This window comes from Bradyrhizobium oropedii (assembly GCF_020889685.1).
Lineage (GTDB): Bacteria > Pseudomonadota > Alphaproteobacteria > Rhizobiales > Xanthobacteraceae > Bradyrhizobium > Bradyrhizobium oropedii.
Genome location: NZ_JACMYO010000141.1, coordinates 1 through 22543, shown reverse-complemented (window position 1 = coordinate 22543; position 22543 = coordinate 1). Strand labels below are relative to the sequence as shown.

At 64.7% G+C, this 22543-nt stretch carries 17 protein-coding genes and 1 pseudogene; 8 read left to right on the top strand and 10 right to left on the bottom strand.

What is annotated here, in order from left to right; translation table 11 throughout:
* Positions 1-549: hypothetical protein (locus H8A95_RS30735; RefSeq protein WP_229186585.1), on the bottom strand; the 549-nt coding region annotated here is incomplete at its 3' end.
* A gap of 485 nt (positions 550-1034) precedes the next feature.
* Here H8A95_RS30735 and gltB point away from each other — a divergent pair.
* Together gltB and H8A95_RS30725 are read left to right on the top strand one after the other, a co-directional pair.
* Positions 1035-5798: a glutamate synthase large subunit gene (gene gltB, locus H8A95_RS30730; RefSeq protein ID WP_229186583.1), complete on the top strand. Its 4764-nt coding sequence runs from the start codon at positions 1035-1037 to the stop codon at positions 5796-5798.
* A gap of 135 nt (positions 5799-5933) precedes the next feature.
* A complete protein-coding gene (locus H8A95_RS30725) occupies positions 5934-7391 on the top strand; it encodes a glutamate synthase subunit beta (protein WP_229186582.1) in 1458 nt (485 codons plus the stop codon).
* A 112-nt stretch (positions 7392-7503) separates the two neighbouring features.
* Here the strand turns inward: H8A95_RS30725 and H8A95_RS30720 are convergent, their stop codons facing one another.
* Positions 7504-8415 (bottom strand): RNA-dependent RNA polymerase family protein, encoded by a 912-nt coding sequence (locus H8A95_RS30720; RefSeq protein ID WP_229186581.1) that lies wholly within the window; start codon positions 8413-8415, stop codon positions 7504-7506.
* A 163-nt stretch (positions 8416-8578) separates the two neighbouring features.
* Positions 8579-10255 carry an outer membrane beta-barrel protein gene (locus H8A95_RS30715; RefSeq protein WP_229186587.1) on the bottom strand — a complete coding sequence of 559 codons (1677 nt, stop codon included), beginning with the start codon at positions 10253-10255 and terminating at the stop codon, positions 8579-8581.
* 246 nt (positions 10256-10501) lie between these two features.
* On the opposite strand from H8A95_RS30715, the gene H8A95_RS30710 reads away from it, so the two are divergent.
* The gene (locus tag H8A95_RS30710) at positions 10502-11512 is read left to right on the top strand and encodes a KpsF/GutQ family sugar-phosphate isomerase (RefSeq protein WP_229186580.1); all 1011 of its coding nucleotides are present in this window, start codon (positions 10502-10504) and stop codon (positions 11510-11512) included.
* Positions 11513-11647: 135 nt separating this feature from the next.
* On the opposite strand, the gene H8A95_RS30705 is transcribed toward H8A95_RS30710, so the two are convergent.
* Entirely contained in the window at positions 11648-12187 is a 540-nt protein-coding gene (locus H8A95_RS30705; protein WP_229186579.1) for a carboxymuconolactone decarboxylase family protein, read from the bottom strand.
* An 89-nt stretch (positions 12188-12276) separates the two neighbouring features.
* On the opposite strand from H8A95_RS30705, the gene H8A95_RS30700 reads away from it, so the two are divergent.
* Positions 12277-12612 carry a winged helix-turn-helix transcriptional regulator gene (locus H8A95_RS30700; protein WP_229186578.1) on the top strand — a complete coding sequence of 112 codons (336 nt, stop codon included), beginning with the start codon at positions 12277-12279 and terminating at the stop codon, positions 12610-12612.
* Here the strand turns inward: H8A95_RS30700 and H8A95_RS30695 are convergent.
* The 3 genes from H8A95_RS30695 to hemH all read right to left on the bottom strand — a co-directional run bounded on the left by H8A95_RS30695 (position 12609) and on the right by hemH (position 15465).
* Entirely contained in the window at positions 12609-13055 is a 447-nt protein-coding gene (locus tag H8A95_RS30695) for an NfeD family protein (protein ID WP_229186577.1), read from the bottom strand. The two genes, H8A95_RS30700 and H8A95_RS30695, sit on opposite strands and share 4 nt — an antisense overlap.
* Positions 13056-13228: 173 nt before the next feature.
* Positions 13229-14233 (bottom strand): SPFH domain-containing protein, encoded by a 1005-nt coding sequence (locus H8A95_RS30690; protein WP_163159406.1) that lies wholly within the window; start codon positions 14231-14233, stop codon positions 13229-13231.
* 194 nt (positions 14234-14427) lie between these two features.
* Positions 14428-15465: a ferrochelatase gene (hemH, locus tag H8A95_RS30685; RefSeq protein ID WP_229186576.1), complete on the bottom strand. Its 1038-nt coding sequence runs from the start codon at positions 15463-15465 to the stop codon at positions 14428-14430.
* Positions 15466-15580: 115 nt separating this feature from the next.
* Here hemH and H8A95_RS30680 point away from each other — a divergent pair, with 115 nt between their 5' ends.
* The gene (locus H8A95_RS30680; RefSeq protein WP_163159404.1) at positions 15581-15979 is read left to right on the top strand and encodes an MAPEG family protein; all 399 of its coding nucleotides are present in this window, start codon (positions 15581-15583) and stop codon (positions 15977-15979) included.
* A 167-nt stretch (positions 15980-16146) separates the two neighbouring features.
* On the opposite strand, the gene H8A95_RS30675 is transcribed toward H8A95_RS30680, so the two are convergent.
* Genes H8A95_RS30675 through H8A95_RS30665 form a run of 3 tightly spaced genes read right to left on the bottom strand, consistent with a single transcriptional unit; the run spans position 16147 to position 19984 of the window.
* Complete coding sequence (locus H8A95_RS30675) at positions 16147-17247, bottom strand: nickel/cobalt transporter (RefSeq protein WP_229186575.1); 1101 nt, start codon at positions 17245-17247, stop codon at positions 16147-16149.
* A complete protein-coding gene (locus H8A95_RS30670) occupies positions 17244-17894 on the bottom strand; it encodes a DUF1007 family protein (RefSeq protein ID WP_420839476.1) in 651 nt (216 codons plus the stop codon). Before H8A95_RS30670 ends, H8A95_RS30675 begins: the two co-directional genes overlap by 4 nt.
* A gap of 2 nt (positions 17895-17896) precedes the next feature.
* The gene (locus tag H8A95_RS30665; RefSeq protein WP_229186573.1) at positions 17897-19984 is read right to left on the bottom strand and encodes a M3 family metallopeptidase; all 2088 of its coding nucleotides are present in this window, start codon (positions 19982-19984) and stop codon (positions 17897-17899) included.
* Positions 19985-20114: 130 nt separating this feature from the next.
* Between H8A95_RS30665 and H8A95_RS30660 the strand changes: the two genes are divergently transcribed.
* From H8A95_RS30660 to H8A95_RS30650, 3 genes and pseudogenes are all read left to right on the top strand, one after another.
* Positions 20115-20375, top strand: a complete 261-nt coding sequence (locus H8A95_RS30660; protein WP_229186572.1) for a hypothetical protein — start codon at positions 20115-20117, stop codon at positions 20373-20375.
* A 660-nt stretch (positions 20376-21035) separates the two neighbouring features.
* Positions 21036-22178: a type III PLP-dependent enzyme gene (locus H8A95_RS30655; RefSeq protein WP_229186570.1), complete on the top strand. Its 1143-nt coding sequence runs from the start codon at positions 21036-21038 to the stop codon at positions 22176-22178.
* Between the two features lie 129 nt (positions 22179-22307).
* Positions 22308-22543, top strand: a pseudogene (locus H8A95_RS30650) (GNAT family N-acetyltransferase); the annotation flags it as partial.

The window sequence follows — 22543 nt, the reverse complement described above, 5'->3', positions numbered from 1 at the left end:
CGCCGGAGCAGCAGTGGGAGCCTGCGCCTTGGCGTTGAGCGGGCTGCGCTTCGGCACCGGCACGCGGCTTGCGACATGCGGGATCGGGAGCGGTGGCCGCGGCACCCGGGCCTGGATCGCCCGCGGCATCGGACCGACCGGACCGTAGGTCGCGCTCATCTCCTCCTCGTAATTGTCGCCGAGCCGATAGGCCGGGGTGAAGCGGATGATGTGCCCGTCGCGGGCGTCGATCGCCAGCCGGCCGTCATCGCCACCCTGGTCGATCACCGAGATCGTGTAGACGAAACCGCGCTGCTCGGGCGCGCCGAGCGGCAAATAGCCGTTTTCGCGCAGGACCGTGTAGACCTCGACCGGCGGCAGCAGGCTGGGGACGCGGCCATAGCGCGGCGGCGGCGGAACCTCGGGCATGGCGGCGTAGGGCCCGCCCATGTCGGAGACCCTGACAAAGGACGGGCTGCCGATCCGCGCGGACGTCGCCAGCTGGGCCTGGGCCGAGGCTGCGCTGAGCGCGAGGGCGGCGGCTGCAACCGAACCTGTGAACAACTTCATCGCCGTAACTCCTGTCTGCCCCGCCCGGAGCGTTTCCGCTCTCTTGCCGGCTTGCCCGGGGGCAAAATTTCGGTTTGAAATTCGGCGGTCCTTGGTCGCTCCTTGGGCCAGATCACGGCGTGTTTGCTTCGAATCAGGGGCGCCGCACGCCGGCCGAGCCGTTCGATCCAAGCATGCGGGCGGGGACTTCCTCGCGCTTGTGTGATAGACAAAAATTTGGCAAGGTCGAGGTTAGGACAGCAAGACTGTCTCAATTTCGAGGCCATCCCGGCACAGGGATTGCAACGAGGACCTTCGTAAGGAGGGCCTCGGCGCCCCGGGCTCCGAGAATGCTGCAGGCAGGGTCTCCCCTAGGGGACGTTGAAACGCCCGTCGTCTGAATTTAGGAAAATGCGGCTCGCGGCGGACGAGCGGTGGCCCGGTGGGTGCCGCAACGTCCAAGGTGCGCCAAATGCGGTGAGCCCCTTACGAAAGGGAGAGGACACATGAGCGGATCGGAATTCGAGCGCGAAATCATCGTGGCAGATGCGCTGTCGGCGACCGCGGACTCGAAAGCCGCCGATGCCGCGCATGATGCGTCTTTTGGCCCGCACACTCCCGAGCTGCACACCTGGCGCCCGGAAGCCGAGGGCCTGTACGACCTCAGCCTGGAAAAGGACTCCTGCGGCGTCGGCTTCATCGCCAACATCAAGGGCCAGAAGTCGCATCAGATCGTCTCCGACGCGCTGAGCATCCTGTGCAACCTCGAGCATCGCGGCGCCGTCGGCGCCGACCCGCGCGCCGGTGACGGCGCCGGCATCCTGGTGCAGATCCCGCACGCCTTCTTCGCCCGCAAGACCGCAGAGCTCGGCTTCAAGCTGCCGCAGCCCGGCGAATACGCCATCGGCGCGCTGTTCATGCCGCGCGATGCTGCGTGGCGGAACGTGATCAAGAGCATCATCGCCGACGAGATCAAGAACGAGGGCTTCAAGCTGCTCGGCTGGCGCGACGTGCCCAGTGACAATTCCTCGCTCGGCGTCACCGTGAAGCCGACCGAGCCCTACCACATGCAGGTCTTCATCGGCCGCAACAATGCGGTCAAGACCGAGGACGATTTCGAACGCCGGCTCTACATCCTGCGCAAGTCGATCTCGCAGGCGATCTACCAGCGCCGCGACCGCGGCATGGCGGGCTATTACCCGTGCTCGCTGTCGTGCCGCACCGTGATCTACAAGGGCATGTTCCTGGCCGACCAGCTCGGCAAGTACTATCCCGATTTGCATGAAGCGGACTTCGACAGCGCGCTGGCGCTGGTGCATCAACGCTTCTCGACCAACACCTTCCCGACCTGGTCGCTGGCGCATCCCTACCGGATGATCGCCCATAACGGCGAAATCAACACGCTGCGCGGCAACGTCAACTGGATGGCGGCGCGGCAGGCTTCGGTGCATTCGGAAGCCTACGGCAAGGACATCAGCCGTCTGTGGCCGATCTCCTATGAGGGCCAGAGCGACACCGCCTGCTTCGACAACGCGCTCGAATTCCTGGTGCAGGGCGGTTACTCGTTGCCCCACGCCGTGATGATGATGATTCCGGAAGCGTGGGCCGGCAATCCCTTGATGGATGAGCAGCGCCGCGCCTTCTACGAATATCATGCCGCGCTGATGGAGCCGTGGGACGGCCCGGCCGCGATCGCCTTCACCGACGGCCGCAAGATCGGCGCGACGCTCGACCGCAACGGCCTGCGCCCGGCGCGCTACCTCGTCACCAAGGACGACCGCATCGTGATGGCGTCCGAAATGGGCGTGCTGAAGATTCCTGAGGACCAGATCGTCACCAAGTGGCGGCTGCAGCCCGGCAAGATGCTGCTCGTCGACCTCGAGCAGGGCCGCCTGATTCCGGACGACGAGATCAAGGCCGACCTCGCCAAGAGCCACCCCTACAGCGACTGGCTGCATCGCACCCAGATCCAGCTCGAGGAGCTGCCGGATGCGCCGGCCAAGGGCGTGCGCTCCAACCTGCCGCTGCTCGATCGCCAGCAGGCGTTCGGCTACAGCCAGGAAGACATCACGATCCTGATGACGCCGATGGCGGCCACCGGTGAGGAAGCCGCCGGCTCGATGGGCAACGACACACCGATCTCGGCGCTGTCGGACAAGCCCAAGCAGCTGTTCACCTACTTCAAGCAGAACTTCGCACAGGTCACGAACCCGCCGATCGACCCGATCCGCGAGGAAATCGTCATGAGCCTCGTCTCGATCATCGGGCCGCGGCCGAACCTGTTCGACCTGCAGGGCGTCGCCTCGACCCAGCGCCTCGAAGTGCGGCAGCCGATCCTGACCGACGCCGACCTCGAGAAGATCCGCTCGATCTCCGACGTCGCCGAAACCCACTTCAAGTCGCGCACGCTCGACACCACCTTCCACGCCGGGTTCGGCGCGGCGGGCATGGAGCAGGTGCTCGACGAGCTCTGCGCACGCGCCGAGGGCGCGGTGCGCGAGGGCATCAACATCATCATCCTGTCGGACCGCATGACCGGCACCGACCGGATTCCGATCCCGTCGCTGTTGGCCTGCGCCGCCGTGCATCATCACCTGATCCGCACCGGACTGCGCACCTCGGTCGGCCTCGTGGTGGAATCCGGTGAGCCGCGCGAAGTGCATCACTTCGCCTGCCTCGCCGGCTACGGCGCCGAAGCGATCAACCCCTATCTCGCGTTCGAAACCATCCTCGCGATGAAGGACCGGCTGCCCGGCGCGCTCGACGACTACGAGATCGTCAAGCGCTACATCAAGTCGATCGGCAAGGGCCTGCTCAAGGTGATGTCCAAGATGGGCATCTCGACCTACCAGTCCTATTGCGGCGCGCAGATCTTCGACGCGGTCGGCCTGAAGGCAGATTTCGTCGCCAAGTATTTCGCCGGCACCCACACCCGCATCGAGGGCGTCGGCCTCGGCGAGATCGCCGAGGAGACCGTGCGACGCCACACCGACGCGTTCGGTGACGGCCAGATCTACAAGAGCGCGCTCGACGTCGGCGGCGAATATGCCTACCGCACCCGCGGCGAGGACCATGCCTGGACCGCGGAATCGGTCTCGACCCTGCAGCATGCCGTGCGCGGCAACTCGCAGGAGCGCTACCGGGCGTTCGCCAAGATCCTCAACGAGCAGTCCGAGCGTCTGTTGACGCTGCGCGGCCTGTTCCGGATCAAGAGCGCCGAGGACGACAAGCGCAAGCCGGTCAAGCTCGAGGACGTCGAGCCGGCCAAGGACATCGTCAGGCGCTTCGCCACCGGCGCGATGTCGTTCGGCTCGATCTCGCGCGAGGCGCACACCACGCTTGCGATCGCGATGAACCGGATCGGCGGCAAGTCGAACACCGGCGAGGGCGGCGAGGAATCCGACCGCTTCAAGCCGCTGCCCAACGGCGACTCGATGCGTTCGGCGATCAAGCAGGTCGCCTCGGGCCGGTTCGGCGTGACGACGGAATATCTCGTCAACTCCGACATGATGCAGATCAAGATGGCGCAGGGCGCCAAGCCCGGCGAAGGCGGCCAGTTGCCCGGCCACAAGGTCGACGCGACGATCGCGCGCGTCCGGCATTCGACGCCGGGCGTCGGCCTGATCTCGCCGCCGCCGCATCACGACATCTACTCCATCGAAGACCTCGCCCAGCTGATCTACGACCTCAAGAACGTCAATCCGGACGGCCAGGTCTCGGTCAAGCTGGTGTCCGAGGTCGGCGTCGGCACGGTTGCCGCCGGCGTCGCCAAGGCGCGCGCCGACCATGTCACCATCGCGGGCTTCGAGGGCGGCACCGGTGCCTCGCCCCTGACCTCGATCAAGCATGCCGGCTCGCCGTGGGAGATCGGCCTCGCCGAAACCCATCAAACGCTGGTGCGCCAGCGGCTGCGCAGCCGCATCGCGGTCCAGGTCGACGGCGGCTTCCGCACCGGCCGTGACGTCGTGATCGGCGCGCTGCTCGGTGCCGACGAGTTCGGCTTCGCCACCGCACCGTTGATCGCGGCGGGCTGCATCATGATGCGCAAGTGCCACCTCAACACCTGCCCGGTCGGCGTCGCGACCCAGGATCCGGTGCTGCGCAAGCGCTTTACCGGCCAGCCCGAGCACGTCATCAACTACTTCTTCTTCGTCGCCGAGGAAGTGCGCGAGATCATGGCGCAGCTCGGCTACAAGTCGTTCGACGAGATGATCGGTCAGGTCCAGATGCTCGACCAGACTGCGCTGGTCTCGCACTGGAAGGCCAAGGGCCTCGATTTCTCCAAGCTGTTCGTGCGGCAGAAGGAGGAGAAGGGTCAGACGATCTATCACTCGGAAACCCAGAACCACCATCTGGAAGCCGTGCTCGACCGCCGACTGATCGAGCAGGCGCAGGCCGCGCTCGATCGCGGTGCGCCGGTCAAGATCGAGGAAGAGATCAACAACACCAACCGTTCCGCCGGCGCGATGCTGTCGGGCGCGGTGGCCAAGATCTACGGCCATGCCGGCCTGCCGCTCGACACCATCCATGTCGGCCTGAAGGGCACGGCGGGGCAGGCTTTCGGCGCCTGGCTCGCCAAGGGCGTCACCTTCGAGCTCGAGGGTGAAGGCAATGACTATGTCGGCAAGGGCCTCTCGGGCGGCTGCATCATCGTCAAGCCGCCGAAGATCTCCGGCATCGTGCCGGAAGAATCGATCATCGTCGGCAACACCGTGATGTACGGCGCGATCGCGGGCGAGTGCTATTTCCGCGGCATCGCCGGCGAGCGCTTCGCGGTGCGCAACTCCGGCGCGGTCGCGGTCGTCGAAGGCGCCGGCGACCATTGCTGCGAATACATGACCGGCGGCATCGTGGTGGTGCTCGGCAAGACCGGGCGCAACTTCGCGGCCGGCATGTCCGGCGGCATCGCCTATGTGCTGGACGAGGCCGGCGACTTCAGCAAGCTCTGCAATCTTTCGATGGTCGAGCTCGAGCCGGTGCTGTCGGAGGAGATGATCAACGCCGACACCTACCACCACTCCGGCGATCTCGAGGCGCATGGCCGGGTCGACGTGTTCCAGAACCTGCTCGACTCCGACGTGGAGCGGCTGCATGTGCTGATCACACGTCACGCCAAGCTGACCGGCTCGAAGAAGGCGGCCGAGATCCTGGCCGACTGGAAGAGCTGGCTGCCGAAATTCCGCAAGGTGATGCCGGTGGAGTACCGCCGCGCGCTGAAGGAAATGAAAGCCAACGCCGACGCCGAGCCGAAAATCGCGATCGGCGCGTAGTTTCACCAAGCGTCATTCCGGGGCGCGCGCAGCGCGACCCGGAATCTCGCAAACCAACCTCAAGATTCCGGGTCTGCGCCTCGCGGCGCATCCCGGAATGACGGAACAACTGAGATGCAGGGGCATCGGGTTTCAATGGGCAAGATCACAGGTTTTCTCGAGATCGAGCGGCATGAGCGCAAGTACGAGCCGGTCGCCGAGCGGCTCAAGAACTTCAATGAGTTCGTCATTCCGCTGAGCGAGAAGGACACGCGCGACCAGGCCGCGCGCTGCATGAATTGCGGCATCCCCTATTGCCACGGCACCGGCTCGACCGCGCCGGGCACGCCGGGCTGCCCGGTCAACAACCAGATCCCCGATTTCAACGACCTCGTCTATCAGGGCAACTGGGAAGAGGCGTCGCGCAACCTGCACTCGACCAACAATTTCCCCGAGTTCACCGGCCGGATCTGTCCGGCGCCGTGCGAGGCGTCCTGCACGCTCAACATCGACGACAACCCGGTCACCATCAAGACCATCGAATGCGCGATCGTCGACCGCGCCTGGGACAATGGCTGGCTGAAGCCGGAGATCGCGGCCGCCAAGACCGGCAAGAAGGTCGCCGTGATCGGCTCGGGCCCCGCCGGCATGGCCGCCGCGCAGCAGCTCGCGCGTGCCGGCCACGAGGTGCATGTCTACGAGAAGTTCGCCAAGGCCGGCGGCCTGCTGCGCTATGGCATTCCCGACTTCAAGATGGAGAAGGGCATCATCGACCGCCGCGTGGCGCAGATGGAAGCCGAAGGCGTCACCTTCCACTACGGCAAGGCCGTGGGCGGCTCGACGCCCGGTGCGATCGACCCGCAGGAGCTCGCCAAGCAGTATGACGCGGTGGCGCTGACCGGCGGCGCGGAAGCCCCGCGCGACCTGCCGATCCCCGGCCGCGATCTCGCCGGCATTCACTTCGCGATGGACTTCCTGCCGCAGCAGAACCGCCGCGTCTCCGGCGAGCCGCTGAACGGCACAGCCGACATCCTCGCCGGCGGCAAGCATGTCGTCGTGATCGGCGGCGGCGACACCGGTTCGGACTGCATCGGCACCTCGTTCCGGCAAGGCGCCAAGTCGGTGACCCAGCTCGAGATCATGCCGGCGCCGCCCGAGCATGAGAACAAGGGCGTGACCTGGCCGAACTGGCCGCTGAAGATGCGGACGTCGTCGAGCCAGGCCGAAGGCGCGGTGCGCGAATACGCCGTGCTGACGACCAAGTTCGAAGGCAAGGACGGCAAGGTCACCAAGCTGCATTGCGTCAAGGTCGACGACAAGTTCAAGCCGCTGCTCGGCACCGAGTTCACGCTCGACGCCGAACTCGTGCTGCTGGCGATGGGCTTTGTGCATCCCGTGCACGAAGGCCTGCTCAAGACGCTCGGCGTCGAGCTCGACCAGCGCGGCAACGTCCGCGCCTCCTTGCAGGACTACCGGACCTCGCGCGCAAAAATCTTCTCCGCCGGCGACATGCGCCGCGGCCAGTCGCTCGTGGTCTGGGCGATCCGCGAAGGCCGCCAGTGCGCGCGCTCTATCGATACGTTCCTGATGGGGAAGACGGACCTGCCGGGGTAAGTGCCCCGGCACTAGCCGCGACGAGTTCGTGTCCCTCATGGAGGGAGCTCGGCCAGTCTTGTTGAGGGTTCCGTCGCAGACGATCGGACTGACACACCAGCTACGGCGAATTTTATTCGGAAGCCATTTGCGAAACGATCGTAGATACTAGCCAATTCATGGAAGATCCCTTTGCAAAGTAGCCAAGGCGATGGTTTCTAGTCGCGGCCTGCTGACTTCGCTCACCAACAGCCGCTGACCACGACAGCCAGTCTGATTGTCCCGTCTTTAAGAGCGGCTCCCTCAACTCCGGCAAACCAAATCTGCGATCCGATATTTCGAGAATCTTCGCCTTCGACACGACGGTTGCCCCCGGATGATTGAAGATTGCATCAATGAGCCTCGCGGTTTTCGTCGTATTCATTAGGTAAGACTCAAGAATGTGACCAAACCAGAACAACTGGTATTCTTGTAAATCTCGCGACAGCAGAGACTTCAGCAATAGATCCGCGACAAATTCCTTGTCCTGCACACGTGCACAGAAATTGAAAACCGACTTCATCAAATTGGGGAACGTTTGAATAATGTACTCAAGCTTTCTCTCGGCCTTAGTGACATGCTCTCTCATCACAGCCAGAACTAGCTCGGCGTCCTCTTCTTCGAGGGTCTCTTGCGCGAGCAACTGTGATATGTACTCGAGCTCGTCCTTTGACAGCGGCTTTCTGACCGTGATGTGGACGGTTTCCGGCTCATCGTCATCGTAACCGGTCACAGAAATTTCGTGTCGGCGACGATCAAGAAGTTTCTTCTTAACAGAGTCGATATCCGCGGCAATTTGTGTGTGCCCAGCGATCACGCGGCTGGTTTTATTCGGGTTAAGGTTCAGCGACTTCTCTCCAAGCAACTTTTGTATCAGCAAAAAGTCAGCTCGAATATCTTCGGCACTATCCGAGAAGAGGTAGAAGTCATCCATAAACCGAAGCAGTTGGTTCGACTTCAGACCGTGGTGATTGTCGACGAATCTGAGGAAGTCATTGCCGATCATTTTCGTGGGATAGTCTTACACGGAAACAGAGTTTTCGCCTGATCATCAAGTATGAACTCTAAAGTCTTCATATTACCAATCTCGGTCTGAAGCCGCCGAACATAGAGAGACAACCGCGCAAATAGCTATCGCTCGCGCGTACTGCCGTAAATAATAACATGGACTAGTTCTGCACCCGCACGCCCAGCATCACCACCGTCGACGCCGAGCTCTGTCCGGCCAGGTTCGAATCCAGCCAGTCGCGGCGCACGGTGCCCTTGATCCAGAGGCTGCGGGTCATCTTGTAGATCAGGTCGGCGGACACCGAGTAGATGGTGTCGGTGCGGTTGTCGCCCTGGTAATCGAGCGTGCCGTAGGTGAACTTGCCGATGCCGGTCAGCCAGCGGCGGAAGTCGTGGTCGACCTCGATGGTGTAGGTGCGCGACAGCACGCCGGAGGTGCCGGGCAGCGTGGTCTCGCCGAGCTGGGTATCGGAATAGAATTTGGCCGTGGTCAGCGGCGTCGCATTCCAGGTCAGCGAGGCGGTGGTCAGCAAGCCCTCGAGTGGGCTAAGCCGCGGGTCGACATAGTCACGCCTAGCATAGCCGATCGAGATTTCGCCGAACAGAATCCGCGTGAATTCGAACGACGTACCGGCCTTGACGTAACCGCCCGACGAATTGCGCGCGTAACCATTGCGGTCGAGATAGAGATCGTGGAAACGGCTGTCGCCCTCCACTTCGATGAAGGGTTTTACCGCCGGATTGAGCTCATAGCTGACGCGTCCGACGCCGCCATATTGGGTGAAGTTGCGATCGTCGTTCGACGACGAGGTGCCGTCGGTGAGCTTCGACCATTGGTAATCGGTGCGGTCGACGGTGCCGCCGAGCGAGACCTGCATGCGGTTGAAATGCTGGTCGATGCCGAACGTGCCGCCGACCGTGGTGTAGATCGGATATCTGGCGAGGCCGGCCTGCACGTTCGGGCTGCCGGGATTGTCGGTCGAGACCAGCAAGCGGGCCTGCGCCGTGAGATGCGTATCTCTCGACACATCGAGGCGGCCGTCGATGTGGCCGGTGAAATTCGGACGATCGATGTCGAGCGGCGCCGACAGCGGCGAGCCGTCAATCGGCGTGAGTTGGGAACCGTAGCCGGTGAACGAGCCGCGCAGATCGGCGACCACGGCGTGACGCTCCCAGTCCGACATCGCGACGAATTCCGGCGCGACCATGTAGAACGCCTTGCCCTGCGGCGAATTCAAGCGGCCCGGATTGGTGTCGTAGCCCGCCATCACCTCGACCGCGGTCTTGACCATGAACGAGCCGGCGTAGTCGCCGACCGCGCCGAACGGATCGTCGTCGATCTTGAGCCGCTTGCGCGGCGGCTGGCCGACGATGGTGCCGGCCATCGCCGGCGGCAGCGGCGGCTTGTTGGCGGTCTCCGACGGCGGGATCGACAGCCGCAACTGCCCCGCTGCGGTCAGCGGCTGCGGCGTGGGCACCGGCGAGCCGGGCCCCGGCGGCGGCTTCGGCTTGGCCTGTCCTGGATAGTATTTCGGCTTCAGGCGCTTGCGGTTGAGCGAGTCATAGCCCGACGTCGCAGCGCCGTTCGCGGCGGGGAGCCCGTAGGTCGGCACCTGCCCGATGCGCTGCGTCGTTGATGCCGATGACGACGAACGCCGGGTGGGATCGGCGTCCGGCAGCCTCAAACCATTGAGCGGATCCATGGCATCGACCGGGGTCCGGCGCAGCAGCGAATCCTGTGTGATCACCTGGCTTTGCCGGTTCGGGCTGAACAAATCCGGTGTCACGGTCTGGGCCCTGGCGAGCCCGGTCGTCGCAGTCAGCACAAGACATGGCAAAACCACGCGAACGGGGCGTCCACGCCGATTTGGGCCGCTTGCTGGCCGCCGCCACACGATGGAAATACTCCAACGAATTCATGCACTTGACGTACGCATTCCACCGGGTGGCGAAAAACGTCGTTAATGGAGTTAAAACAATTATGGTTAATGAGCCGTTGAGGATCCGCCGCCGCGCGTCGCATCGCGGAATCGAACGTGCTAAGGGAGACGCCCGGGTGCAAAACCCCTCCCCTGGAATCCGTAATGGCCAAACCGAAACCGCTGATGACCAAATCATCCGGCCACGATGACGGCGCCGTTCAGTCGGCGCTCCGCACCCTCGATGCCGAAGCAAGCGGCGTCGCTGCGCTCTCTGCGGCGCTCAAGTCCGATCTCGGCGCGTCGTTCGGCGCGGCGGCCGAACTGATCCGCAAGGCCAAGGGGCGGTTGATCGTGACCGGGCTCGGCAAGTCGGGGCACATCGGCCGCAAGATCGCGGCGACCTTCGCCTCGACCGGCACGCCGGCGTTCTTCGTGCACTCGGCCGAAGCGAGCCATGGCGACCTCGGCATGATCACCACTGAGGACGTGATGCTCGCACTGTCCTGGTCCGGCGAGCAGGCCGAGATGCGCAATCTGATTGCCTACGCGGCACGCTTCGGCATTCCGCTGATCGCGATGACGGCCGACAAGGACTCGACGCTGAGCAAGGCCGCCGATGTACAGCTGACGCTGCCGAAGGCCCGCGAGGCGTGCCCGCACAATCTGGCGCCGACCACCTCCTCGCTGATGATGCTGGCGCTCGGCGATGCATTGGCGATCGCGCTGCTCGAAGGCCGCGGCTTCACCTCGACCGATTTCAGCGTGCTGCATCCAGGCGGCAAGCTCGGCGCGCTGCTGAAATATGCCCGCGACCTGATGCATAGCGGCGAGGCGCTGCCGCTGAAGCCGCTCGGCACCAAGATGTCGGATGCGCTGGTCGAGATGACGTCCAAGGGCTTTGGCTGCGTCGGTATCGTCGACGGCCACGGCCATCTCGTCGGCATCGTCACCGACGGCGACCTGCGCCGGCAGCTGACGCGCCCCGACCTGCTGACCCTGTCGGTCGACGAGGTCATGACCAACACGCCGAAGTCGATCAGCCGCGACACGCTGGCCGGCGAGGCGCTGGAGCTGCTCAACGCCTCGCAGATCACGACGCTGATCGTGACCGATGCAAAGAAGCCGGTCGGCATCATCCATCTGCACGATCTGCTGCGCGCGGGCGTGGCGTAGGCCCTTTTTGTCATTCCGGGGCGCGCCTCTTGGCGCGAGCCCGGAATCCATACTCACAATGGTGGTTATGGATTCCGGGCTCGCCGCTTCGCGTCGCCCTCAGATGCGCAACTGCGCATCGGGGAATGACAGCCGTTACTGCGGAAATCTTGCCGCCGTCGTCTCCAGCGGCAGGGCCAGCGCGTTGGCGAGGTAGGAGACCGTGCGGTAGAAGCCGCACAGCAGGATGATCTCCAGAACCTGATCCTCATCATAATGCGCCGACAGCGCCGCGAATTCCGCGTCATCGAGTGTTGCGCGGGTTTGCAGCGCGTCGACCGCCGCGATCATGGCCTGTTCGGCCGGCGACCAGCAATCGGCATCGGCCTTGCCGTGCACGGTGGCATGGACCTGCTGCTCCGACAGCCCGGCGGCCGCGCCGAACGCCGTGACATGCACCCCCCATTCGTATTCGCAGGCATTAAGCGCGCAGGTGCGGTCGATCACGATCTCCCGCTCCCGCAGCGGCAGCGGCCCGCGGTCGAGCAGGCTGCCGCCGCGGAATTTCTCCCAGGCACGCGGATGGCCGGCCATCATGCGGAACAGCACCAGCGGCGGCTTGCCGCGCATGATGCGATCGAAATGCTGTTGAACGTCCGCCGCATAGGGCGGATCGAGTGGTGCGATGCGTGACATGGCCTGGTCTCACTGCTACATTTATTGTAGCGATACGCTACAATATCTGTAGCGAACGATGCAAGAGAGATTCGAGAAGGATTCGCGACATGGCGAAGCAGGCTCCAGCTGCAAAACCCGGCGTCCGCGGCTCGCGGTCCGGCCGCCCGATCATGGCGCTGCTCGATCTGCTCGGGCGCCGCTGGACCTTGCGCATCATCTGGGAGCTGCGCGAGGGCGCGCTGACCTCGCGCCCGCTGCGCAGCGCCTGCGACGAGGCCTCACCGACCATCCTGCAGGCGCGATTGACCGAGCTGCGCGAGGCGGGCTTCGTCGAGCTGACGGACGATGGTTACGGCCTCACTCCGCTAGGCCGTGAGCTGTTTGCGACCTTCACGCCGCTCCATCGCTTCGCCGAGCGCTGGAGCAAGCACGCTGGCAGCTAGATCGCGGCCACCGTCAGGCTCGCGCCGTCGGCGCGGACGACCTTTACCCGGCTGCCGGCCGGCGCATCGGGGCCGGCGACGCGCCAGACCGTGTCGTCGATCCGCACCGTGCCCGATCCGTCGACGATCGGCTTCTCCAGCGTGAATTCGCGGCCGACCAGGGCTTCGTTGCGGCGGTTGAGGAACGGATTGGTCTTGCTCGCCTCGGTCGCGCCTTTGGCAAAATGCCGCCAGGCCGGCACCGCCAGCGCGGCGAACACCGCGAACATCAGGAGCTGCATCTGCCACGACGGCGTCAACACGAACGACAGCAGGCCGACCAGGAGTGCCGCGAGCCCAAGCCAGAACAGGAACACCCCGGGCGCCGCAAGCTCCAGCGCCATCAGGATGAAGCCGAAGATCAGCCAGTTCCAGGTACCCAATGTCGAAAACATCTCGGCCATGACGTGACCTCTCAACTATCAGAAGCCCCTCTCCCCTTGTGGGAGAGGGGTTGGGGTGAGGGGTGACAGTCTCTCCGCGGAGAGAGACCCCTCACCCGGATCGCTGACGCGATCCGACCTCTCCCACAAGGGGAGAGGTGCAGGGAGTGTGCGGAGCCGACCATGTTGAATCTCTACCGCTGCGGCGGCACCGGCGGAGGCGGCGTCGGACCAGCCGGCGGCACGGAGCCACCGCGCCGCGCCGCAGCCGTGGCGGATGCCGCGCTCTCGCCGAAGGTGGCGCGGGCGATTTCGCCGATGCCGGCGAGCGATCCCAGCACGCTGGTGGCTTCGATCGGCAGCATCAGGATCTTCTGGTTCGGCGACTCCGCGAGCTGGCCGAACGCCTTGATGTATTTGTCGGCGATGAAGTAGTTCAGCGCCGCGACGTCGCCCTTGGCGATCGAGTCCGACACCATCTGGGTCGCCTTGGCCTCGGCCTCGGCAAGACGCTCGCGCGCCTCGGCGTCGCGGAAGGCAGCCTCGCGGCGGCCCTCGGCCTGCAGGATCTGGCCCTGCTTGGCGCCCTCGGCGCGCAGGATCTCTGACTGCCGCTGGCCTTCCGCCTGCAGGATGTCGGCCCGCTTGACGCGCTCGGCCTTCATCTGCCGGCCCATCGCCTCGACCAGGTCGGCCGGCGGCACGATGTCCTTGATCTCGATGCGGTTGACCTTGAGGCCCCAGGGCGAGACCGCGGCGTCGACCACGCGCAACAGTCGTTCATTGATCTCATCGCGATGCGACAGCACCTGGTCGAGATCCATCGAGCCCATCACCGAACGGATGTTGGTCATGGTCAGCACGACGATCGCCTGGTTGAGATTGGCGACCTCGTAGCTCGCCTTCGCCGCGTCGAACACCTGGAAGAAGGCGACGCCGTCCACCGTCACGGTGGCGTTGTCCTTGGTGATCACCTCCTGTTCGGGGATGTTGATCACCTGCTCCATCATGTTGATCTTGCGACCGATGCGATCGAAGTAGGGCACGATCAGATTGAGGCCGGGCGACAGCGTACGGGTGTATTTGCCGAACCGCTCGATGGTCCAGTCAAAGCCCTGCGGAACGGTCTTGATCCCGGCGAACAGCGTAACGATGACGAGAAGAACAAAGGCGATCGCGAAAATGTCGAAGCCAGTCATAAAGTCCTCCAAGGCCGGCGAGACCGTCGCCAGGCACGGTCGTGCATTGGTCGGCAGGACCGCCGCGCCGGTTCAGCCGGCTGTTGTTCTACCTAGCACATAGGAAGCGGTTGTGCGGGCCGCCAGATACGTGAAGGCTGAACGAATGGTTGTGGCCCGATGTCACGGATCGTTAACAAAGGGCTTCAGCCCTGCTAGATCCAGCCCTGAAGCTCGCGCAGTACGAGCTGCCGGATCACGTCCATGCCGCCATCGCTGTCGTTGAGGCAGGGGATGGCCGCGAACTGCTCGCCGCCATTGTGCCGGAATATCTCGGCATTCTCCTGCGCGATCTCCTCCAGCGTCTCCAGGCAATCGGCGGAGAAGCCGGGCGTGACCACGGCCATTCGCCGCACGCCGTCCTTCGCCAGCTTCTCGACCGTCTTGTCGGCATAAGGTTGCAGCCACTCCGCATTGCCGAAGCGCGACTGGAAAGTGAGGATCAGCCGGTTGGCATCGAGCCCGAGCCGCTTGCGCAGCGCGTTGGTCGTGGCGATGCACTGCGCCTGATAGGGATCGCCCTTGTCGACATACTCTTTCGGCATGCCGTGGAACGAGGCGAGGATAACCTCGGGCTGGAACGACAGAGCAGCAAGATGCTCGTTGATCGAAACTGCGAGCGCCTCGATGTAATCGGGGTCGTCGTAGTAGGGCGGCGTCACCCGCAGGATCGGCTGCGCGCGCATGGCGGCCAGCACACGAAACGCCTCGTCACAGACGGTGGCCGACGTCGCCGCGGAATATTGCGGATAGAGCGGCACCACCAGCAGCCGGCCGCAGCCTTGCGCGGCCAGCGCCTCGATGCGCTCTTTCATCGAGGGATTGCCGTAACGCATAGCCCAGTCGACCACGACGTGATCGTGATCGGCAATCGCCTCCGCCAGCTTGTCGGCCTGCGAGCGCGTGATGGTCTTCAGCGGCGACTCGTTCTTTTCGGTGTTCCAGATCTTCAGATAGTCGCGCGCCTTGCGGGCTGGACGGACGCGCAGGATGATGCCGTTGAGGATCAGCTTCCAGAGCAGGCCCTGATCCTCGATCACCCGCGGATCGGATAAAAATTCCTTGAGGTAGACCCGCACGCCCGCGGCATCCGCGGTATCCGGCGTGCCGAGATTGACCAAGAGCACGCCGACGCGCTCCGGCTTCGGCGCCGCGGCGGGCTTCGCGCTCTCGAACGGGATCACCGTGCTCATGATGGCCTTGCGCCTAAAGTCCTTGGCTTGGGGGCTTTGGGCTTCGCGCGTTGCTCCAACCTTGTCAAGCCGAGTGCCGGTTGGCTACGTTCCGCTCCGTGAATGAGGGGAAACCATGACGATCGCCGAATGGTGCGTCTTCGGGACGCTGATGCTGTCGATGCTGACGATCGTATCGGTGAAATGGACCGGCTTCCGCGGGTTCGACAATGCGAAGCCGCGCGATCCCGACTTCTATGACGATCCGATCCGCTCCCGCGCGCTCGGCGCCCACCAGAACGGCCTCGAAGCCTTGCCGTTCTTCGCCTTCGCCGTACTGCTCGCCGAATTCCGCGTCGGCCCGCTGCGGCTGATCGACGAACTCGCCGTGCTGTTCCTGATCGTGCGGATCGCCTACGTCTTCACCTATATCGGCAACCGCCCGACCTTGCGCTCGATCCTCTGGAGCATCGGTTTCGCGATCAACATCGCGATCTTCCTGCTGCCGGCTATCCGGGGATATCTGACGCGGTGAGCGCTGCAGCCCTGTTATCCGTCATCCTGAGGTGCGAGCATAGCGAGCCTCGAAGGATGCACGGCCCGGCCGGTGGCCGTCGATCCTTCGAGACGCCTGCTGCGCAGGCTCCTCTGGATGACGGACCAAGAGACGAATTCGTGGAGAGACGAGGGTCGGAATAGACCTCAAAGGCACGTCGCCCGTTCGGCCGCGACATAACCGAACAGCAGCCCGAGCCCGAACAGCAGCACGAGACCCGCTGCGGCGAATTCCAGGCCGCGCATGATCACCATGCCGCCGCCGTCGCGCGCCGCGCTCAGCCGCTCGGCCACGCCGCGCGCCGACACCGCGACCAGCGCGATCGCCGCCACCGTGATCGCGGTGCCGAGCCCCATCACGAAGGTTGCGGCAATGCCGGCCCAGAACAGGCCCTGCGCCAGCGCGAACACCAAGACCAGGATCGCACCCGAGCACGGCCGGATCCCGACCGTGAGGATCGCGCCGAGGCCGCGCCGCCAGCCGCCGGGACCGGCGAGCTCGGCCGGCGTCGGCCCGTGCGAATGGCCGCAATGCTCGTCATGGACGTGGCTCGCGTCATGATCGTGATCGTGGCCGTGGTCATGATGATGACCATGATCGTCATGCGCGTGATGATGATGGTGATCGTGATCATGGTGGTCGTGATCGTGCTGCTGCGCGCCGGCCATCGCCAAGGCAGGGCGCGGCACCTGCAGTGCGCGGAAGAAGCCGCCGCCCTTGACCCACACCAACCGGGCGCCGAACGCCGCGATCAGCGCGTAGCTTGCGATCTCGATCGCCTTCTCCGCGCCGCACATGGTCTTGGCCGTCGCATTGAGCAGCCAGGCGCAGATACCCACGATCAGAACGGCGACCAGCGACTGCATCAGCGCCGAGGCGAACGAGAGCACGATGCCGCGCCGCGCGGTCTCGCGGTTGGCGACCATGTAGGACGAGATCACCGCCTTGCCGTGGCCGGGCCCGGCGGCATGGAAAATCCCGTAGGCAAAGGAGATCGCGAGCAGCGTCCAGACCGCCGATCCGTCGGATTTCGCCGCGCGGATGGTCTGCGACATCTCGCGATAGAACTCCGACTGTTTTGCCAACAGCCAGCCCACCAGCCCGCCCTGCGGTTCGGCCGCGCGCGGCGCGCCGAACGGATTTTGCGCCAGCAGCGCATGGACCGCGCCGTCGAGTACCGCGAATGCCGCGAGCACCGCGGCGGACACGGCGAGGCCGCGCATCAGGCGGGAGGCGATCGGCGTCATGGGCAATCCACCGTGATCTTGTTGGCGAACATCATGCCGAAATTGCCGTTGCCGCCGTCGAGAAAATTCTGCTCGCCGAGCTTCTGCGCGGCGGCGGTGCCGTCACTGTTCGGCCGCTCGAACTGCATCTTGCAGTCGGCGGCGGCGCCGACCAGCTTGATCGGCTCCTTCTGGGCGAACTGGAAGTCGATGAAATAGGTCGGGTCGAACACTTCGAGCGAAAGCTGCCTGGCCTTGAACGGCGTCTTCACCGGCAAAGTGAAGTGCAGCGTCAGCGCCGAATCCTTGTATTCGAGGAAGTAGTCCACCGGCTCGGTGAACTTCTGCTTCTTGCCGTCGCCCTTGGCGAAGGTGAAGTAGGCGTATTCCTTCAGCGACTCGACATTGGTCTGGGCCAGCGGCGCCAGCTCCTCGCGGCTGTAGGCGCCCTTCACCTTGGTCTCGATGCCCTGCAGCGCATAGGTCGAGAACATGTCGTCGAAGGTCCAGGCGTGGCGGACCCCGGTGATGGTGCCGTCCGGCGCGTAGATCAGCTCGCTTTTGGCGACGATCCAGACATGCGGATGGGCCTCGGCGGCCGCCGTGCCGAGCACCGCGGACACCGCAAGCACGAGCCCCGCGATCAGCCGGTTCAGTGACGGCCGCACCTTCAGGCCGCCTCAGGCGTCTCGAGCAGGCCGCGACGGCGCAGCAGCGCGTCCGGCTCGGGTTCGCGGCCGCGGAAGGCGACATAGGCCTCCTCCGGATCGCGCGAGCCGCCCGACGAATAGATGTCGTCATGCAGCCGCTTGGCGGTCGCGGGATCGAAGATGTCGCCGGCCTCCTCGAAGGCGCCGAACGCGTCGGCGTCCATCACCTCCGACCACATGTAGCTGTAATAGCCGGACGCATAGTGGTCGCCGGAGAAGATGTGGCCGAACTGGGTCGGCCGGTGCCGCAGCGAGATTTCGGCGGGCATGCCGATCTTCTCCAGCTCCTTCTGCTCGAAGGCGCGGACGTCCCAGCTCGCCGCCGCCGGCTGGGTGTGGAATTCGAGGTCGACCAGCGCCGAGGAGACGAACTCCACGGTGGCAAAGCCCTGGTTGAACTTGCGCGCGGCGAGGAAGCGCTTGAGCAGGTCGTCCGGCAGCGCCTCCCCGGTCTGGTAGTGGCGGGCAAAGCGCTGCAGCACCTCGGGCCGCTCCTGCCAGTGCTCGTAGAGCTGCGAGGGCAGCTCGACGAAGTCGGTGAACACGGATGTGCCCGACAGCGACGGGTAGGTCACGTCGGAAAGCATGCCGTGCAGGCCGTGGCCGAATTCGTGGAACAGGGTCCGCGCGTCGTCTGGCGACAGCAGCGCCGGCGCGCCGTCGGCGCCCTTGGCGAAGTTGCAGACATTGATGACCAGCGGCGCGACGTCGCCGTCGAGCTTCTGCTGGTCGCGCAGCGAGGTCATCCAGGCGCCGGAGCGCTTGGAGGACCGCGCGAAGTAGTCGCCGTAGAACAGCGCCTTGTGCTGGCCGTCGCGGCCCTTGACGTCCCAGACCCGCACATCCGGATGCCAGACCGGAACGTCCTTGCGCTCCTCGAAGGTGACGCCGAACAGACGGGTGGCGCAGTCGAAGGCAGCCTCGATCATGTGGTCGAGCACCAGGTAGGGCTTGATCGCGGAATCGTCGAAATTGGCGCGGCGCTGGCGCAGCTTCTCGGCGTAATAGCGCCAGTCCCAGGACGCCAAAGTGAAGTTGCCGCCCTCCTCGGTGATCAGCGCCTGTAGCGCATCGCGGTCGGCGAGCGCACGCGCACGCGCCGGCTTCCAGACCCGCTCCAGCAGGCCACGCACCGCCTCCGGCGTCTTCGCCATGGAATCCTCCAGGCGGTAGGCGGCGTAGGTCGGGAAGCCCAGGATCTTCGCGGTCTCCTCGCGCAGCCTGAGGATCTCCACGATGGTCGCGTTGTTGTCGTTGGCGTTGCCATTGTCGCCGCGGGCCGTGAAGGCCTTGTAGACCTTCTCGCGCAGGTCGCGCCGCGACGAGCTCTGCAGGAACGGCTCGACCGAGGAGCGTGACAGCGTCACGATCGCCTTGCCGGGCATGCCGCGCTCTTCCGCCGCAGCCTTGGCCGCCGCCACAAATGTGTCGGAGAGGCCGGCACGGTCGCCCTCGCCGAGCTCCATGGACCATTCCTGTTCGTCGCCGAGCAGATGGTGGCTGAACGAGGTGCCGAGATGGGCGAGCCGCTCGTTGATCTCGGCCATGCGGGCCTTTGCCGCATCGTCGAGCCCGGCGCCGGAGCGGTGGAAGCGGGTGTAGGTGCGCTCCAGCAGCCGCATCTGCTCGCCGGTCAGGCCGAGCGAGGCGCGCTTCTCGTGCAGCATGGCGATGCGGCCAAACAGCACAGCGTTCATCATGATCGGATTCCAGTGCCGCGCCATCCGGGGCGAGACTTCCTTGTCGATCTCCAGGATCGCCGGATTGGAATGGGCCGAGACCAGGTCGTAGAACACGGCCGAGACCTTCGACAGCAGCTTGCCGGAGCGCTCCAGCGCCGTGATGGTGTTGTCGAAGTCGGGCAGCGCCGGATCATGGGTGATCGCAGCCACTTCGGCCGAGTGGTCGGCGAAGGCCTGCTCGAAGGCGGGGAGGAAATGCTCCGGCTTGATCTCGGCAAAAGGCGGCGTCTCGAGCGGCGTCTGCCACGCCTTCAGGAGGGGGTTGGCCAAAGTCTGGTCTTCGGCCTCTGCGCTGGTTTCTGACATCGAATGTCCCGTTTTTCGCCTTGAAAATGCGGCCCAATCTATATCACGCGATACGGCATTTTTGGGCCTTTTGCGCTTGATAGATGGGCACTTTTCGGAGAGATTGCGCCCCCTGAACAGGACCTATTCCATGAGCATGCAGCCCACCGCCTCCGGCAACCGCACCATCGCCTGGCCGAGCGTCATCACCGTCATCTCGGCGGCGATCCTGATCGGCGCGGAAGTGTTCGGTGCGGCGTTCGCCGGCGGCTGGGCGCTCGCGATCCTGCTCGGGCTCAACGACACCGGCGCGCACATCCTGCAGGCCGTGCTGTTCGGCATCGGCGTCCTGATCATGATCGCCTTCATCCGCGCGGCGCAGCGCGTCGAGCCGTTCACGCGTCGCGCGTGAACTCACGCGATTCAAGAAAGCCCTGCGGCACAGGGCTTAAGCGCACACGCTTCGTTAGTCATTCTTAACAGCTGTTCATCTTCAACACGTGCTGCGCGCGAGATCGCAAGCACGCGTTAGGGAAATTTGTCGCTATCGCAAAAAAATTCTTGCGCCGCGAAGTCAAAAGATTTATTTCCTGCCTTGCCCAATTTCGCACGTGCCTGTGGTCGTGTGTCAGTCGGTAGGTATCCGGACAAGAGGCCGGACAGCCGCCAAGGGGTGGAAGAACCGAGGGTCGCTTACGTCCGTCAGGACACGAGGCGGCCAGCATCTCTCTCCAGGGATGCCGTTGAAGGTCTCACCACTCTTTGCAACCGTGACTGGCAGCCGGAGGCGAACCGGCGCACCCCGCTCTCCACGGGGGACGCGACTTAAAGCAACGACGGATCGGGCTTTTTTGGTCTCTACCGGCAGTCCAACGCCGGCGCGGGCTACTGAAAAGGCTTGTCCTTCATTGCCAGGTGAGCGGGCGGGAAACTCTCCCAACCAATCCACGGCAGCACAGTCTGGTTTGAGTCTTTTGGCTTCGTTGCGCCTCCATCGCGCAATGTGGCCGGAGCGCTCTGACCCGACGTCATGTTGATGCGGATCCCGTCGCTGGGGCCGCTGGAGAGTGCCATGACTGAACGTATCCAGGAATTCCTGCGCAACCGCCGCCAGGATGGTCTCGACACCGAGCCGTGCCTCGTCGTCGACCTCGAGGTCGTGCGCGACAATTACCAGACCTTCGCCAAGGTGCTGCCGGACAGCCGCGTGTTCTATGCCGTGAAGGCCAACCCGGCGCCCGAAGTGCTGGCGCTGCTGGCCTCGCTCGGCTCCTGCTTCGACACCGCGACCGTTGCGGAAATCGAGATGGCGCTGACCGCCGGTGCGACGCCGGACCGCATCTCCTACGGCAACACGATCAAGAAGGAGCGCGACATCGCGCGTGCCTTCGCGCTCGGCATTCGCCTGTTCGCGGTCGATTGCGCCGCCGAGGTCGAGAAGATCGCCCGCGCCGCTCCCGGCGCCAAGGTGTTCTGCCGCATCCTGTACGATTGCGCCGGCGCCGAGTGGCCGCTGTCGCGCAAGTTCGGCTGCGACCCGGAGATGGCGGTCGACGTGCTCGACCTCGCCAAGCGCCTTGGGCTGGAGCCGTGCGGTATCTCGTTCCATGTCGGCTCGCAGCAGCGCAAGGTGAAGGCGTGGGATCGCGCGCTCGCGATGGCCTCGACCGTGTTCCGCGACTGCGCCGAGCGCGGGATCAACCTCACCATGGTCAACATGGGCGGTGGCTTCCCGACCAAGTATCTCAAGGACGTTCCGCCGGTCCTGCAGTATGGCCGGTCGATCTTCCGCGCGCTGCGCAAGCATTTCGGCAACCAGATCCCGGAGACGATCATCGAGCCGGGCCGCGGCATGGTCGGCAATGCCGGAATCATCGAGACCGAAGTCGTTCTGATCTCGAAGAAGAGCGACGAGGACGAGGTGCGCTGGGTCTATCTCGACATCGGCAAGTTCGGCGGTCTCGCCGAGACGATGGATGAGTCGATACGCTACGCGATCCGCACTCCGCATGACGGGGCGGACATGACGCCGTGCGTGCTCGCGGGCCCGACCTGCGACTCTGCCGACGTGCTGTACGAGAAGCTGCCGTATCCGCTCCCGGTGACGCTCGAGATCGGCGACAAGCTGCTGATCGAAGGCACCGGCGCCTATACGTCGACCTACTCGTCGGTGGCGTTCAACGGCATTCCGCCGCTGAGGACCTACCACATCTAAGCCGCCTCCTTTTCGAGGCCTGATAAACCGGGAGCCGGCCCCGCCGGCTCCTTCCCGATCATTTTTGATTTTCTGAACGACGCTTGCCGCGGCGTACGACATGCCGTTGCAAGCGGGGACTGACGTGCCATGACTGCAAAACGGAACAACCCCGTTGCCCTCATCCGTGAAGCCGCCCCGTTCGCGATCCGTGCGGAGCGTGCCTCGGACGTCGTCGCGCGCGAAGCGCTGCTGGATGCCTGCTTTGGCGACAACCGCCATGCGCGCACCTGCCAGCGCCTGCGCGACGGACGCGCGCCCGCCGCAGGCCTGAGCCTGTCGGCCGTGCGCCATGACGGCCGGCTGGTTGGAACCGTGCGGCTGTG

Excerpts from the sequence above, each read along its gene's own strand:
- H8A95_RS30695 (WP_229186577.1), bottom strand. The coding sequence starts at position 13,055 with ATGGCCGAGATGTTTTCGACATTGGGTACCTGGAACTGGCTGATCTTC.
- H8A95_RS30675 (WP_229186575.1), bottom strand. The coding sequence starts at position 17,247 with ATGACGCCGATCGCCTCCCGCCTGATGCGCGGCCTCGCCGTGTCCGCC.
- H8A95_RS30705 (WP_229186579.1), bottom strand. The coding sequence starts at position 12,187 with ATGTCACGCATCGCACCACTCGATCCGCCCTATGCGGCGGACGTTCAA.
- H8A95_RS30690 (WP_163159406.1), bottom strand. The coding sequence starts at position 14,233 with ATGACTGGCTTCGACATTTTCGCGATCGCCTTTGTTCTTCTCGTCATC.
- H8A95_RS30700 (WP_229186578.1), top strand. The coding sequence starts at position 12,277 with ATGGCGAAGCAGGCTCCAGCTGCAAAACCCGGCGTCCGCGGCTCGCGG.
- gltB (WP_229186583.1), top strand. The coding sequence starts at position 1,035 with ATGAGCGGATCGGAATTCGAGCGCGAAATCATCGTGGCAGATGCGCTG.
- H8A95_RS30655 (WP_229186570.1), top strand. The coding sequence starts at position 21,036 with ATGACTGAACGTATCCAGGAATTCCTGCGCAACCGCCGCCAGGATGGT.
- H8A95_RS30680 (WP_163159404.1), top strand. The coding sequence starts at position 15,581 with ATGACGATCGCCGAATGGTGCGTCTTCGGGACGCTGATGCTGTCGATG.
- H8A95_RS30710 (WP_229186580.1), top strand. The coding sequence starts at position 10,502 with ATGGCCAAACCGAAACCGCTGATGACCAAATCATCCGGCCACGATGAC.
- H8A95_RS30725 (WP_229186582.1), top strand. The coding sequence starts at position 5,934 with ATGGGCAAGATCACAGGTTTTCTCGAGATCGAGCGGCATGAGCGCAAG.
- H8A95_RS30665 (WP_229186573.1), bottom strand. The coding sequence starts at position 19,984 with ATGTCAGAAACCAGCGCAGAGGCCGAAGACCAGACTTTGGCCAACCCC.
- H8A95_RS30720 (WP_229186581.1), bottom strand. The coding sequence starts at position 8,415 with ATGATCGGCAATGACTTCCTCAGATTCGTCGACAATCACCACGGTCTG.
- hemH (WP_229186576.1), bottom strand. The coding sequence starts at position 15,465 with ATGAGCACGGTGATCCCGTTCGAGAGCGCGAAGCCCGCCGCGGCGCCG.
- H8A95_RS30660 (WP_229186572.1), top strand. The coding sequence starts at position 20,115 with ATGAGCATGCAGCCCACCGCCTCCGGCAACCGCACCATCGCCTGGCCG.